This window comes from Rhodococcus sp. O3, assembly GCF_048897285.1.
Taxonomy (GTDB): Bacteria; Actinomycetota; Actinomycetes; order Mycobacteriales; family Mycobacteriaceae; genus Rhodococcus.
This window is the reverse complement of sequence record NZ_JBMBTE010000128.1, coordinates 1-13,738: the sequence shown is the minus strand read 5'-3', so window position 1 is coordinate 13,738 and position 13,738 is coordinate 1. Positions and strand designations below refer to the sequence as shown.

14 protein-coding genes are annotated in these 13,738 nt (G+C 69.3%); 8 read left to right on the top strand and 6 right to left on the bottom strand.

Features of this window, described 5'->3' with window-relative positions; all coding sequences use genetic code 11:
• Both cobA and ACN675_RS24130 read left to right on the top strand, forming a co-directional pair.
• Positions 1-751, top strand: a 751-nt coding sequence (gene cobA / locus ACN675_RS24135; RefSeq protein ID WP_420753240.1) for a uroporphyrinogen-III C-methyltransferase, incomplete at its 5' end; no start/stop codon positions are given.
• An 83-nt stretch (positions 752-834) separates the two neighbouring features.
• The gene (locus ACN675_RS24130) at positions 835-2,256 is read left to right on the top strand and encodes an MFS transporter (RefSeq protein WP_231611331.1); all 1,422 of its coding nucleotides are present in this window, start codon (positions 835-837) and stop codon (positions 2,254-2,256) included.
• 13 nt (positions 2,257-2,269) lie between these two features.
• On the opposite strand, the gene ACN675_RS24125 is transcribed toward ACN675_RS24130, so the two are convergent.
• The 3 genes from ACN675_RS24125 to yaaA form a co-directional block, all read right to left on the bottom strand.
• Positions 2,270-5,056 (bottom strand): cation-translocating P-type ATPase, encoded by a 2,787-nt coding sequence (locus ACN675_RS24125; RefSeq protein WP_420753239.1) that lies wholly within the window; start codon positions 5,054-5,056, stop codon positions 2,270-2,272.
• A gap of 35 nt (positions 5,057-5,091) precedes the next feature.
• Positions 5,092-5,976 (bottom strand): polyphosphate kinase 2, encoded by an 885-nt coding sequence (gene ppk2, locus ACN675_RS24120; protein WP_420753238.1) that lies wholly within the window; start codon positions 5,974-5,976, stop codon positions 5,092-5,094.
• Between the two features lie 66 nt (positions 5,977-6,042).
• Positions 6,043-6,786, bottom strand: coding sequence for a peroxide stress protein YaaA (yaaA, locus tag ACN675_RS24115; protein WP_420753237.1), 744 nt, complete (start codon positions 6,784-6,786; stop codon positions 6,043-6,045).
• 53 nt (positions 6,787-6,839) lie between these two features.
• Between yaaA and ACN675_RS24110 the strand changes: the two genes are divergently transcribed.
• Both ACN675_RS24110 and ACN675_RS24105 read left to right on the top strand, forming a co-directional pair.
• Positions 6,840-8,582: a proline--tRNA ligase gene (locus ACN675_RS24110; RefSeq protein ID WP_420753236.1), complete on the top strand. Its 1,743-nt coding sequence runs from the start codon at positions 6,840-6,842 to the stop codon at positions 8,580-8,582.
• Positions 8,583-8,655: 73 nt separating this feature from the next.
• Positions 8,656-9,321: an O-methyltransferase gene (locus ACN675_RS24105; RefSeq protein WP_420753235.1), complete on the top strand. Its 666-nt coding sequence runs from the start codon at positions 8,656-8,658 to the stop codon at positions 9,319-9,321.
• A gap of 100 nt (positions 9,322-9,421) precedes the next feature.
• Here the strand turns inward: ACN675_RS24105 and ACN675_RS24100 are convergent, their stop codons facing one another.
• The 3 genes from ACN675_RS24100 to ACN675_RS24090 form a co-directional block, all read right to left on the bottom strand.
• Complete coding sequence (locus ACN675_RS24100) at positions 9,422-10,246, bottom strand: SDR family NAD(P)-dependent oxidoreductase (RefSeq protein ID WP_420753234.1); 825 nt, start codon at positions 10,244-10,246, stop codon at positions 9,422-9,424.
• A 124-nt stretch (positions 10,247-10,370) separates the two neighbouring features.
• Entirely contained in the window at positions 10,371-10,817 is a 447-nt protein-coding gene (locus ACN675_RS24095; RefSeq protein WP_420753233.1) for a ferritin-like domain-containing protein, read from the bottom strand.
• Entirely contained in the window at positions 10,814-11,308 is a 495-nt protein-coding gene (locus ACN675_RS24090; protein WP_420753232.1) for a hypothetical protein, read from the bottom strand. The genes ACN675_RS24095 and ACN675_RS24090 overlap by 4 nt, the downstream gene beginning before the upstream one ends.
• A gap of 149 nt (positions 11,309-11,457) precedes the next feature.
• On the opposite strand from ACN675_RS24090, the gene rimP reads away from it, so the two are divergent.
• From rimP to ACN675_RS24070, 4 genes are all read left to right on the top strand, one after another.
• Positions 11,458-12,060 carry a ribosome maturation factor RimP gene (gene rimP, locus ACN675_RS24085; RefSeq protein WP_420753231.1) on the top strand — a complete coding sequence of 201 codons (603 nt, stop codon included), beginning with the start codon at positions 11,458-11,460 and terminating at the stop codon, positions 12,058-12,060.
• The gene (nusA, locus tag ACN675_RS24080; RefSeq protein WP_420753230.1) at positions 12,057-13,082 is read left to right on the top strand and encodes a transcription termination factor NusA; all 1,026 of its coding nucleotides are present in this window, start codon (positions 12,057-12,059) and stop codon (positions 13,080-13,082) included. Before rimP ends, nusA begins: the two co-directional genes overlap by 4 nt.
• 44 nt (positions 13,083-13,126) lie before the next feature.
• The gene (locus ACN675_RS24075; protein WP_420753229.1) at positions 13,127-13,459 is read left to right on the top strand and encodes a YlxR family protein; all 333 of its coding nucleotides are present in this window, start codon (positions 13,127-13,129) and stop codon (positions 13,457-13,459) included.
• Positions 13,460-13,619: 160 nt separating this feature from the next.
• Positions 13,620-13,738 (top strand): translation initiation factor IF-2 N-terminal domain-containing protein (locus ACN675_RS24070; protein ID WP_420753241.1); only part of this gene is annotated, 119 nt, incomplete at its 3' end.

Here is a 13,738-nt window from a genome sequence, read left to right as displayed (position 1 = left end):
CGCCGACACCGCACCGGCCCCGGTCGGGGTCGCGCTCGTCGGCGGCGGCCCGGGCGATCCGGACCTGATCACCGTGCGCGGTCGCCGCCTGCTCGGGCGCGCCGACGTGGTCGTCGCCGACCACCTGGCCCCGCAGGAACTGCTCGACGAACTCGGCCCGCACGTCGAGGTCATCGACGCGTCGAAGCTGCCCTACGGCCGGGCGATGGCGCAGCAGGCCATCAACGAGACTCTCATCGACCGGGCCAAGGCCGGCAAGTTCGTCGTGCGCCTCAAGGGCGGCGACCCGTACGTCTTCGGTCGCGGCTTCGAGGAACTGCAGGCGTGCGCGGCCGCGGGCGTCCCGGTCACGGTCGTTCCCGGGATCACCAGCGCGATCGCGGTGCCGTCGTCGGCCGGCGTTCCCGTCACCCACCGCGGGGTCACCCACGAATTCGTGGTGGTCAGCGGGCATGTCGCTCCCGACCACCCGGACTCGCTGACCGATTGGTCGGCACTTGCGCGGCTGCGCGGCACGCTGGTGCTGCTCATGGCGGTCGAACGGATCCAGCAGTTCTCCGACGCCCTGCTCGCCGGGGGCCGTCCCGCGGACACCCCGGTCGTCGTCGTGCAGGAAGGCACCCGCCGCACCCAGCGCATTCTGCGCGCCGATCTGCAGACCGTCGCGGCGCGTGTGCGCGAGGAGCAGATCCGCCCGCCCGCGATCATCGTGATCGGACCGGTCGCCGGTCTCACTGCGGATTCCGAGTGAACCGGATGCTGGGTAACGTCGACGCCGTGCCGGAGCCCTCGAACGCCGCCCGTTCCGCGACCGCCCGAGCGCTCGGCGCGGCCATGCTCGTCCTGAGCGGACTGCAGTTGATGGTCGTACTCGACGGCACGGTCGCGAACCTGGCGCTCGCGCCGCTGCAAGCCGACCTGGGACTGTCCGACGCCGGCCGCAACTGGGTGCTCACCTCGTACGCGCTCGCGTTCGGCGGTCTGATGCTCCTCGGCGGCCGGCTGGGCGACAGTTTCGGCCGCAAACGCATGTTCGTCGCCGGGGTCGGCTTGTTCACCCTCGCGTCGTTGCTGTGTGGCCTCGCGACCGGCGAGGCCATGCTCATCGCGGCCCGCGCGTTGCAGGGCGTCGGCGCCGCAGTCGCGTCGCCGACCGCGCTCGCCCTGGTCGCGACTACGTTCGCGCCGGGCCCCGCCCGCAACCGCGCGATCGCGGTGTTCGCGGCGATGACCGGCGTCGGCTCGATCGCCGGACTGATCCTCGGCGGCGCGCTCACACAGGTGTCCTGGCGCTGGATCTTCCTCATCAACGTTCCCATCGGTGTGCTCATCGCCGTCGCCGCGACCCTGGTGTTGCGGGAGACCGCGACCGAGCGGCTCGCGCTCGACGTGCCCGGCGCGGTGCTGGCGACCCTCGGCTGCACCGGTGTGGTGTTCGGTCTGAGCGAGGGACCCGAGATGGGCTGGGGCAGCCCGGTCGTGATCGGCGCGCTCATCGGCGGTGTCGTGGTCCTCGGGCTGTTCCTGCTCGTGGAGCGGCGCGCCGAGAACCCGCTGCTGCCGTTCGTGCTGTTCCGCGACCGCGACCGGGTCGCCACGTTCGTGGCGATCTTCTTCGCGGGGTCGGTGATGTTCTCGCTGGCCGCGTTCGTGGCGCTGTTCGTACAGGACATCCTCGGGTACACCCCGCTGCAGGCGGGTCTGGCGTTCGTGCCGTTCGCGTTCGGTCTCGGCGGGGCCGCGGCGGTCGCGTCGAAGCTCGTCGTCCGGGTGCAGCCGCGCTGGCTGGTGGTCGCGGGCGCGCTGATCATGAGTGTGAGCCTGCTGTTCGGCTCGACGATGGACGAGACGGTGCAGTATCTGCCGACCCTGTTCGTGCTGGTGCTGGTCGTCGGGTTCGGCGTCGGACTGGCGTCCGTGCCGCTGCCGCTGTGCGCGATCGCCGGGGTCGGCACCCACGAGATCGGCCCCCTGTCGGCGATCGCCCAGGTCGCGCAGACCCTCGGCGGTCCGATCGGCCTGGCCGTGATCGGGGCGATGGCCACCTCGCGGACCATGTCGCTGGGCGGCACGTCCGGTGCGGTCGCCGACATGACCGAGGCGCAGCTGTCCGCGCAGGGCGCCGGCTACATGTTCGCGCTCGTCGGCTGCGCCGTGTGCGCGGTGATCACCGGCATCGCCGCGCTGTTCATCCGGTTCAGCCCGCAGCAGGTCGCGCAGGCGCAGGAAGCCGAGAAGGCCGCCCAGAACGCCTGAGGCGGGGCCGCCGTCACGCCACGCGGGCTCGCTGCGGCTCCACTGCGGTGGAGGCCGGAATCGGCGCCTGAGGACCCGTGGCGCGGCGGCGCCGGATAGCCTTCTCGGCCTCGATCACGACCGGGACGACGACCGACAGCCCGATGCACGCGAGCCACTGACCACCGGTCAGCGAGGTCGTCGTCAGCAGCTGCTGCAGGAAGTCGAGTTCGACGGCGAGCACGGTGATGACGGTGGGGATCGCCAGGATCTTCACGGCCCCCAGGATGGGCGCTGCGAGACCCGTGTCCGGGTCGCGCCGCATCACCAGCCCACCGAGGATCGAGCCGAACGACATGACCACGAACGCCATCGTCATCGGCACGTTCGCGACGGTCGAACTCATCGCGCCGGGCGCCAGAAACAGCGCGGCCAGCGTGACCGCGAACTCGACGGCGCCGTAGAAGACCCACTGCCACACGGCCGGCGGATTGGTGATCGGCACGGCCGGGTCGCGCGGTGGCTTGTTCATCAGGTTCGGCGGTGCGGGGTCGTGCATGATCACGATGACCGGGAACATCGTGACGAAGAAGTTCTGGAACAGCACCATCAGCGGCGTGAGCGCGACCCCGTCGTTGATGTCGAACACGCTCGCGACCAGGAACAACAGGATCAGCGAGAACAGCTTCGCCATCTGGCAGCGGATGAACGCGACGATCTTGTCGTAGATGCTGCGACCGAGGCTGATCGCGGTCACCAGGGTCCCGAAGTTGTCGTCGGTGAGGATCATGTTCCCGGCCTGCTTGGTGACCTCGCTGCCCGATCCCATCGCCACACCCACGTCGGCCTGTTTGAGGGCCGCCGCGTCGTTGACGGCGTCGCCGGTCATCGCGACGATCGCGCCACCGCGCTGCATGAGTTCGGCCAGGCGCAGCTTGTCCTGCGGGGTGACCCGGCCGAAGACGTGCAGGTTCGGCAGTGCCGCGGCCAGTTCGTCGTCGGACAGCGACTGCAGTTCCGGGCCGCTGATCGCGCCCGGACCGAGGCCGAGTTCGGCACCGATCGCGGACGCGGTGATCGCATGGTCGCCGGTGATCATGCGCACCTCGATGCCCGCGGCGTGCGCGGTGCGCACGGCTTCCACGGCCTCGGGCCGCAGCGGATCGATGATGCCCACCATGCCGACGAACGTCAGATCCTCGACGAGCGACATCGGATCGGCGGTCACCTCGTTCTCCCGGCCGTCGAGTCGACGTGCCGCGAACGCCAGTACCCGCAGGCCTTTCTCCGACATGCTGCGATTGGCCGCCAGGATGTCGTCGCGCACCACGTCCATCGGTTCCGGCCCGGTCTCGGTGAACGCCGTGGAGCAGCGCGCCAGCACCACGTCGGGGCCGCCCTTGACCAGTTCGACGAACGTGTCGACCCCGTCCAACGGCAGACGATGGAAGGTCGCCATGAACTTGTACGCCGAATCGAACGGCACCTCCGCGACGCGCGGATAGGCGCGCCGGGTCTGCTCGGCGTCGACGCCGAGTTTCGCGGCCAGCACCACCAGCGCCGCCTCGGTGGGATCACCGACGACAACGCCGGTATCGGAGACGGTGGCGTCGCTGTCGAGGCACAGCCCGTACGCCAGCCGGGTGAAGTCGGGGACCTCTGCGCCGGCGACGTGCCGCACCGCGCCGGTCTTGGCGTAACCCTCGCCTTCGACGGTGAACCAGCGGCCGTGGAAGTACAGCGACCGGACCGTCATCTGGTTCATGGTGAGGGTGCCGGTCTTGTCGGAGTTGATCGCGCTGGTCGCGCCCAGCGTCTCGACGTCGTTCAGGTTCTTGACGATGGCCTTGGCGTCGGCCAACTGCTTGGCGCCGTAGGACAGCATCGACTGCACGAACGTCGGCAGGCCCGTCGGGATGGCGGAGATCGCCATCGAGATGCCCAGCAGCAGAACGGTGGTCACGCTCTGGCCGCGCAGCAGCCCGATCACCACGATGACCGCGACCGCACCCCAGGCGACGATGCCCAGCACCTTCGTCAGCGACCCCAGTTCGCGCTGAAGCGGGGACTTCTTCGGAGCGACCGCGGAGAGCATCGACGCGATGCGGCCCATCTGGGTCCGCATCCCGGTCTCGGTCACCACCATGGTCGCGGTGCCGCGGGTGACGGACGTGTTCTGGAACAGCATGTTGCTGCGGTCGCCGAGGGTCACGTCGGCGGAGTCGAGGGTCGTCACGTCCTTCGCGACCGGGGCGCTCTCCCCGGTCAACGCCGCCTCCTGGGTCTCGAGCGTGGCGGAGACGAGGATCCGGCCGTCCGCGGGCACCAGGTCCCCGGCCTCCAGGTTGACGATGTCGCCCGGAACGAGCTCGGTGGAGGGGATCGCGGCGAGGGTTCCGTTGCGGGTCACCCGGGCCTGCGGCACCTGCATCTTCGCCAGCGCGTCCACGCTGGCCCGGGCCTTCAGTTCCTGTCGGGTGCCCAGTACGACGTTGAGCACCACCAGGCCGGCGACGGTGAGCGCCACGGGAATCTGGCCGATGATCACGCTGACGACGACGACCGCCACCAGCATCACGTTCATCGGATCGGTGAGCTGGAGCAGCGCGATCGCCCAGATCGACGGTGGGGGTTCGGAGGCGATGACGTTGGCGCCGTAGCGGGCTCGGCGTTCCTCCACGGCGGCGCTCGTCAGTCCGGCCGACTCGTCGGTCGACAGCGCCGCAACCACATCCGCGGGGTTCAGGGCATGCCACGCGCGTGCGTCGTCGGGGGAGTCGGCAACCGGGGCGTCACCGGATACGGATCTTCGACCGAGCATGCTCGCGAACCTCCTCGCTCCGGTGCGGCGCATCGTCAGTAGGGTGTGGGAATCCAGTCGACGACCAGGCCGGGATCGCGATAACCCCCCGGTTTCTGTCGTTCGGGCAGCGTGACGTCGGGAAGCTCCAGCGGTTCGTAGGGCACCCGGCTGAGCAGATGGCTGATGATGTTGAGCCGGCCGCGTTTCTTGTCGTCGTTGATCGCGACGTGCCAGGGCGACCATCCGGTGTGCGTGAGCCGGAACATCTCGTCGCGGGCGCGCGAGTAGTCGTACCAGCGGCTGTACGACTCGAGGTCCATCGGGGACAGCTTCCAGATCTTGCGCGGATCGTCGATGCGGCTCTGCAGCCGCAACGTCTGCTGCTCCTGGCTCACCTCGAGCCAGTACTTGATCAGGATGATCCCGGACTCCTGGATCGCGCGTTCGACCGCCGGGACGAGTTGCAGGAACTGGTCGGTCTGCTCCTGGGTGCAGAACCCCAGGACGGGTTCGACGCCGGCGCGGTTGTACCAACTGCGGTCGAAGATGACGACCTCACCCGCCGCGGGCAGGTGCGGCATGTACCGCTGGAAGTACATCTGCGACTTCTCCCGTTCGGTCGGGGCGGGCAGGGCCACGACGCGGAAGACTCGGGGGCTCACCCGTTCCGTGATCGCCTTGATGACACCGCCTTTCCCTGCGGTGTCCCGGCCCTCGAACAGGATGCACACCTTCGCGCCGGTGGATTTGACCCATTCCTGCATCGCGACGAGCTCGGCGTGCAGCGATCGGAGGTGCCGCCGGTACTCCTTGTTCTTCATCGGCGGCAGGTCGAGATCGCCGCCGGACGGCGGTGGGCGCAGTTCACCGGTGCGTGCACCGGACTCGTTCCTCGCCGTCTTGTGCCCTGCCTTGCTTCCCTTGGACTTCTTCCCCATGGGCGCTCCCGCGTAGGCCGTCGGGATCAGAACTATACGGCAGGACCAGCGGATTCGACGGAGAACTCAGGTCAGAATGATCATCTCGGTGGACGATGCGACCTCGACCCGCAAACCGGCTTTCGAGGTCACCCGCGCCACGGACTCGACGTCGGACGGTTCCGCGCGGGTGAGCACCAGCGCCCGGGCCAGCAGACCCTTGTGGTGCTTGTTGAAGTGACTCACGACCTTGCGGGTGCCGTCGGGTCGTTCGGTGAGCACGGTCGCGGTCACCGCGCCGGGCACCGGACCGAGCTGCTGGTAGACCCCCGACCGCAGGTCGACGACGAGATCGCCGGCGGCCTCGGCCACCAGCGCGTCGGTCAGTTCCGGTTTCCACAGCGCCTGCAGGGTGCCGAAGCCCGGCAGCTTGGAGCCGCCCGACAGTCGGTAGGCGGGGATCGGGTCGCCCGCGCGGACCGCACCGAACAGCGCCGACCCCATCGCGAGCCGCCGGTATGCCTTCTCTCGCTGCACCCGGGTGAACGACGACGCGTCGAGCGCATCGAACAGCACCCCGGTGTATCGCTCCAGCGCCGGCCGGGTCGCCGAGACCCACAGCTTGGCGTTGCGTTCGATCTCGTCGGCCTGGGTGGCGCCGAGACCGAGGGCCCGCATCGACGCTTCGCTGTCGGCGGCCAGATCGACCAGCGCCTGGACGAGCATCTCTCGCGTGTCGGTGAGCTGAGGCATCGACAGCTCGCCCAGATCGAGGGGCGCGCCGTTGCCGCCGTCGGACTTGGTTTCGGAAGGGGGCAGAAGCACCAGCACAACCGGTAACCGTACCGAGGCCGGTTCCGGGCCTGCGGGTAGGCTGCCACTCCGTGATCACCCGCATGTCGCATCTGTTTCTCCGCACGCTCCGCGACGACCCGGCCGACGCCGAGGTCGCCAGCCACAAACTGCTCGTTCGCGCAGGCTATGTGCGGCGCATCGCGCCGGGCGTCTACTCGTGGCTGCCGCTGGGCCTGAAGGTGCTGCGGCAGGTCGAGCGCGTCGTGCGCGAGGAGATGAACGCCATCGGCGCGCAGGAGATCTCGCTGCCGGCGCTGCTGCCGCGCGACCCCTACGAGACCACCAACCGGTGGACCGAGTACGGCGACGGCCTGTTCCGGCTGCAGGACCGCAAGGGCGGCGACTACCTGCTCGGACCCACCCACGAGGAGATGTTCGCGCTCACCGTCAAGGGCGAATACAACTCCTACAAGGACTTCCCGGTCACCCTGTACCAGATCCAGACGAAGTACCGCGACGAGGAACGACCCCGCGCCGGCATCCTCCGCGGCCGCGAATTCGTCATGAAGGACTCCTACAGCTTCGACCTCACCGACGAGGGGCTGACCCGGTCCTACCAGGCCCATCGCGACGCCTACGAGCGGATCTTCGCGCGGCTCGGTGTGAAGTACGTGATCGTCTCCGCGACGTCCGGGGCTATGGGCGGCAGCGCGTCGGAGGAGTTCCTCGCCGAGTCCGACGCCGGTGAGGACACCTACGTGCGCTGCCTCGAATCGGGCTACGCCGCGAACGTCGAGGCGGTGAAGACGCTCGCGCCGGAGCCGATCCCGTTCGACGGCCTGCCCGACGCCGTCGTGCACGACACCCCGGACACCCCGACGATCGAATCCCTCGTCACCTCCGCCTCGCAGATCCTCGGGCGTGAGGTCACCGCGGCCGAGACCCTCAAGAACATCCTCGTGAAGGTCCGGCAGCCGGGCGGCGACTGGGAACTGCTCGGCATCGGCATCCCCGGCGACCGGGAGGTCGACGACAAGCGACTGGAAGCCTCGCTCGAACCCGCCGAGGTCGAGTTGCTCGGCGAGTCCGACTTCACCGCCAACCCCTTCCTCGTCAAGGGCTACATCGGTCCGAAGGCGTTGCTGGACAACGGTGTTCGCTACCTTGTCGACCCGCGCGTGGTGGACGGCACGAGCTGGATCACCGGCGCCGACGAAGAGGGCAAGCACGTCTTCGGGCTCGTCGCCGGCCGCGACTTCACCCCCGACGGCACCATCGAGGCCGCCGAGGTCCGCGACGGCGACCCGTCGCCCGACGGCGCCGGCCCGCTCGTCTCGGCGCGCGGCATCGAAATCGGCCACGTCTTCCAGCTCGGCCGCAAGTACACCGACGCGTTCGCGGTCGACGTCCTCGGCGAGAACGGCAAGCCGGTGCGCCCCACCATGGGCTCGTACGGCGTCGGCGTCTCCCGCCTGGTCGCGGTGATCGCCGAACAGCAGCACGACGACAAGGGCCTGCGCTGGCCCGCCGAGGTCGCGCCGTTCGGGGTGCACCTGGTCATCGCGAACAAGGACGACGCGGCCCGCGAAGGCGCCGAGGGCCTGGCCGCCGATCTCGACAAGGCGGGCGTCGAGGTTCTGCTCGACGACCGCAAGGCGTCGCCGGGTGTGAAGTTCAAGGACTCCGAACTGCTGGGTGTGCCGCTCGTGGTCGTCGTCGGACGCGGATGGGCCGAAGGCAATGTCGAGCTGCGGGACCGCTTCACCGGCGAATCCCGCGAAGTTCCGGTCGAGTCGGCGCTGCAGGAGATCCTCGCGGCCGTGCGCGGCTGATCCCTCTCCTTCGGCTCTCGCCGTCAGCCGAGCGAACGTACCGTTCGCTCGGCGGGCAGGGCAGACTCGGGTCATGATCGACGATCCGACGTGGCAGACGACCGACGCATACCTCACCGAAACCCTCATCGGCCCGGACGACGCGCTCGACAGCGCTCTCGCCACGAACGCCGACCAGGGATTGCCGCCGATCGACGTGTCGGCGCCGCAGGGCAAGTTCCTGCACCTGCTCGCGCGGGCGATCGGTGCACGGAAGATCCTCGAGATCGGCACGCTCGGTGGGTACAGCACGATCTGGTTCGCGCGCGCCGTGGGCGAGGCCGGCCGCGTGATCACCCTCGAATACGAACCGCACCACGCCGAGGTCGCGCGGGGGAACCTGGACCGCGCCGGCGTCGGTGACATCGTCGACATCCGGGTCGGTGCCGCGCTGGATTCGCTGCCGGACCTCGGATCCGAAGCCCCGTTCGACCTGGTGTTCATCGACGCCGACAAGGAGAACAACCCACGCTACGTGCGTGCGGCACTGGAACTGTCGCGCCCGGGCACCGTCATCGTCGTCGACAACGTGGTGCGCGGCGGATCGATCACGAATGCCGAACTCGACGACGAGCGGGTGCGGGCGAGCCGAGAGGTGCTCGAACTCATCGCCGCGGAACCGCGGCTCGACGGGACCGCCCTGCAGACGGTCGGCAGCAAAGGGTGGGACGGTTTCGCACTGGCGCTCGTGACCGGCTGACGCCGCCACGGCCCGCCTACAGGCCCCGCTCGATCCGAGCGAATGTACCGTTCGTCCGGGCCGACCGAATGTACCGTTCGCTCGGAAAGCGCGGGGCTCGTCAGAACAGCGGGCCGCCCCCGAAGGCGCTGCGATGCGACGGGGGCCGGCGGCCGTCGAGGTCGGTCAGGTCGTAGTCCCGGGCGAGTTCGGCGGTGACGAAGGTGTGCCCGCTGCGTTCGGCGAGTTCGGGGTCGTCGGTCAGGGACGCGACGACCGAGCCGATGAACTCGGGCGTTTCGGCGTCCGCGACCGGGAACCCCGCGATGTGGGTGAGGCCGCTCGCGAGGATCGTCTCGGTGCGCACGATGCCCGGCCAAAGAGACACCGCGTGCACATCGTGTTCGCGCAGCTCCGCCGCCATGTCTGCGGCCATCTTGTCGAGTCCGGCCTTGGAGATCCCGTACAGCACCGAATGCAGGCGGCTGCGGGTGCCGAACGACGAGATGTTGACGATCAGACCGGTGCGCCGCGGCACCATCAGGCGGGCCGCGGAGACCGACGCGACGTAGTGTGCGCGCAATCCGAGGCCGATCAGGCTGTCCCAGTCGTCGAGTGGGCGTTCCCAGAACGGGGTGTCGAACCCGCCGAATCCGCGTGGACCGGCCCACACATTGTTGACCAGCAGGTCGAGTCGGCCCTCCTGGTCGTCGGCGATCTGCGCGAACACCTTCTCGATCGCCGCGTCGTCGCGGTGGTCGCAGGTCAGCGCATGCCCGCGACCGCCCCGAGCGGTGATCTCCGCTGCAGTCGCGGCCAGGGGAGCGTCGCCGGTGGCGGGCCCTCGCCCGGTCACGTAGACGGTCCACCCGGCATCGCCCAGCGTCAGGGCGATGCCCTTGCCGACCCCGCGGGATGCGCCGGTGACCAGCGCGACGCGGGTCACGCCCCGGCCTCGCGGCGTCGATCGGCGGTCGGTTGAACGGTCTTTTCCGGTCGTGTCGTCGGCACGCTCACGAAGGTAGAACACGTTTCCACTCTTCGGCGGCGAATTCCGAACGACGGGACATTCAGGGCTGACCGGGCAGGGCGACGGTCGGCGGAACGACGCCCAGGTTCGCCCGCCACCGCGCGCCGCGCAGGGCCGTTTCGGTCAGCGCCTCGATCGCGACTCCGCGAGTGGACTCGGAGGTCGCTCGTTCGACGACGGACCGCCACGCGACCGCGACGTCCGTCTCGATCTGCACGGCGAGCTGCGCGGCACTGATCGGGTCGGTCACCGGGAACGGCACGGTATAACCGGGCGCGGCGACCGGGGGAGTGACGCTCGCGGCGGTGAGCGCGTCGATCGTGGCGTCACGGCGCGCCCGGTGCGCGGCGGTGTCCTCCGCCACCTCCTGGCCGCGGGCCGGATTGGAGAACGCCGCGACGAGGCCGTAGCCGAACACGGCGGCGTGTTCGGCGTTCAAGGCGTCGACGAGGGCCTGCTGCTCGGCTCCGAGCTGGGGGGAAGTCACGGCAGCAGCACCGCCGTCTCGGTCGCGCACGCGGCACTGACGGACGCGAGCAGGCCGGCGCGGTAGCCGCGCAGGGTGCGGGCCAGGTTCGCGGCGTCACGCTGGGAACGGGTCAGCCGCTCCCGTAGCAGTTCCACGGTCGGAGCCTCGGCGGGCAGCGGCACGGTCGTCGAGGAGGCCGGGGACGTCGACGTGGCCCCCACCAGGCGTGCGACTTCCGCGTCGAGTGCGTCGGCATGTGTCGTGCGTTCGGCGCCGATCGTCGCGAGCGCATCGGCCCGCTCGGGTGCCACGGCGACGAGCGCGCCGGCGAGAGCGGCGTCGGTGCGAGCGCGCTGGGCCTGGGCGATCAGCGGATCGGGTTCGTCGTCCTCGTCGGAGGGTGCGCCGCATCCCGTGACGGTGAACACGCCCGCGGTGCCGAGCGCGGCACCGGACCATCGCAGCAGTGTTCGTCGGGACACGGGTGGCAGGTGTGGTGACGTCGGCACCGGACCATGGTGCCAGTCCGGGCGAACCGATCCGGACGGCGGCCTGGTCACGGCACTCCAAAATGCGCGATACCCTTGAAACCTGCCGGATCGATCCCCGCACCGGCCGCCTACCGCTGCGACCACAACTGAACGAGGAGCTTGTCGCCATGCCTGTGCCGCCCCCGGAGAGGATTGTCGAGCTCGTCTCGGATCTGATCGAGCGTGAGGGTTACGACCTCGAGGACGTCGTCGTCACGGCGGCGGGCAAGCACAGCACCGTGCGGCTCATGGTCGACAGCGACGCAGGTCTCGGCCTCGACGAAGCAGCGCGCCTGAGTCATCTCGTGTCGGAGGCGTTCGACGCGGTGGCGGATTTCGGTGAGTCGCCGTACATGCTCGAGGTCACCAGTCCCGGAATCGGCCGCCCGCTGACGCAGGACCGGCACTGGCGGCGCGCGCAGGGCCGGAAGGCACGGCTGGATCTGGGGACCGAGACGCTCGTCGGTCGTATCGGCGAGCTCGTCGGCGACGAGATCCGCATCGTGGTTCCGGACCGCAACGGCCCGGTTGTCCGCGCGATCCCGCTGGCACAGGTGCGGTCGGCGACGGTCGAGGTGGAGTTCAACCCTCCCAACGCCCGGGAGCTCGAACTCGCCGGTGGCCTGCCCGACGGCCGGGTGCGGGCGGGGGAACTCGACGAGAACGCGGTCGGGGCGGACGAAGACGGTAGCGACGAAGACGAAGTGAACGAGACGAAGGTGGACAAGTGAATATCGACATCACGGCGCTGAAGGCGCTCGAATCCGAGAAGAACATCCCGTTCGAGGCGCTGATCGAGACGATCTCGACCGCTCTGCTCACCGCCTACCGTCACGTGGACGGTCACCAGCCGCACGCCCGGATCGATCTGGACCGCAAGACGGGCATCGTGCGCGTGATGGCCGAGGAGTTCGACGCCGACGGCAACCTCGTCTCCGAATGGGACGACACTCCGGCGGACTTCGGCCGGATCGCCGCCACGACCGCGCGGCAGGTCATCATGCAGCGCATCCGTGACGCCGAGCACGAGCAGCGTTTCGGCGAGTTCGTCACCCACGAGGGCGAGATCGTCGGCGGTGTCGTCCAGCGCGACACCCGCGCGAACGCGCGCGGCATGGTGGTCGTGCGGATCGGTGGCGACAACGGCGCCGAAGGCCTGATCCCGCCGGCCGAGCAGGTGCCGGGCGAAACCTACGAGCACGGCGATCGCATCAAGTGCTACGTCGTGGGCGTGGCGCGCGGCCAGCGTGGCCCGCAGATCACCCTTTCGCGGACCCATCCGAACCTCGTCCGCCGGCTGTTCGCGCTCGAGGTTCCGGAGATCGCGGACGGATCCGTCGAGATCGTCGCGGTCGCCCGCGAGGCGGGGCACCGCTCGAAGATCGCGGTGCACTCGCGGGTACCCGGGCTGAACGCGAAGGGTGCGTGCATCGGCCCGATGGGCCAGCGCGTGCGCAACGTGATGCGCGAACTCGGCGAGGAGAAGATCGACATCATCGACTACGACGAGGATCCGGCGCGGTTCGTCGGCAACGCGCTGTCGCCGTCGAAGGTGGTTTCGGTCACGGTCGTCGACCCGGAGGCGCGGGCCGCGCGTGTCGTCGTCCCGGACTTCCAGTTGTCCCTCGCGATCGGCAAGGAAGGGCAGAATGCCCGCCTGGCCGCGCGTCTGACCGGATGGCGGATCGACATCCGCAGCGACGCCGCAGCGGGTGATGATGGTCACTCGGGTGCCGCTTCGACAGGCAGGTAGAGGTGGAATGCGGGCTTCCGGTCGAATCGGCGGTAGAGTGGTCGATGGTTCAGCATGAGCTGTCTTCGTCACGCGGCGAGCGCACCGGTCCGGTGCGCACCTGTCTCGGGTGTCGGCAGCGATCGCTGACTGCCGATCTGCTGAGGGTCGTGGCACGAGAAGTGGAGCCGAAACGCTTCGTTCTGGTCCCTGATCCCGGGCGCAGACTTCCCGGGCGGGGCGCGTGGTTGCATCCCGTTTCGGAGTGTCTGAGTCAGGCGGAGCGGCGTCGAGCATTCGGCAGAGCGCTGAGGGTGCCCGGAAATCCGGACACGGCGGCGCTCGATCAGCTGGTCGGGTCCGGCGACGGAATATCACTCGGCGTGGCACCGTTGTGAGATCGACAGCAGGGACACCAACGCAGTGACATCGAACTCTGAGAAGAACAGGCACGAACACTCATGAGCACACCGTGAAGCACCAGCGATGAACGTCCATCGGAGATAACCCGAGGTCGTGCGGGCAACCAGCCGCTCGACCTCATCAGTGAGGAGAGCAGTGGCAGGCAAGCCCCGCGTGCACGAGTTGGCGAAAGAACTCGATGTCACAAGCAAGGTCGTACTCGAAAGGCTCAAGGAGCTCGGCGAGTTCGTGAAGTCCGCGTCGTCGACGGTCGA

Excerpts from the sequence above, each read along its gene's own strand:
- ACN675_RS24130 (WP_231611331.1), top strand. The coding sequence starts at position 835 with ATGCTCGTCCTGAGCGGACTGCAGTTGATGGTCGTACTCGACGGCACG.
- ACN675_RS24125 (WP_420753239.1), bottom strand. The coding sequence starts at position 5,056 with ATGCTCGGTCGAAGATCCGTATCCGGTGACGCCCCGGTTGCCGACTCC.
- ppk2 (WP_420753238.1), bottom strand. The coding sequence starts at position 5,976 with ATGGGGAAGAAGTCCAAGGGAAGCAAGGCAGGGCACAAGACGGCGAGG.
- ACN675_RS24105 (WP_420753235.1), top strand. The coding sequence starts at position 8,656 with ATGATCGACGATCCGACGTGGCAGACGACCGACGCATACCTCACCGAA.
- rimP (WP_420753231.1), top strand. The coding sequence starts at position 11,458 with ATGCCTGTGCCGCCCCCGGAGAGGATTGTCGAGCTCGTCTCGGATCTG.
- ACN675_RS24075 (WP_420753229.1), top strand. The coding sequence starts at position 13,127 with ATGGTTCAGCATGAGCTGTCTTCGTCACGCGGCGAGCGCACCGGTCCG.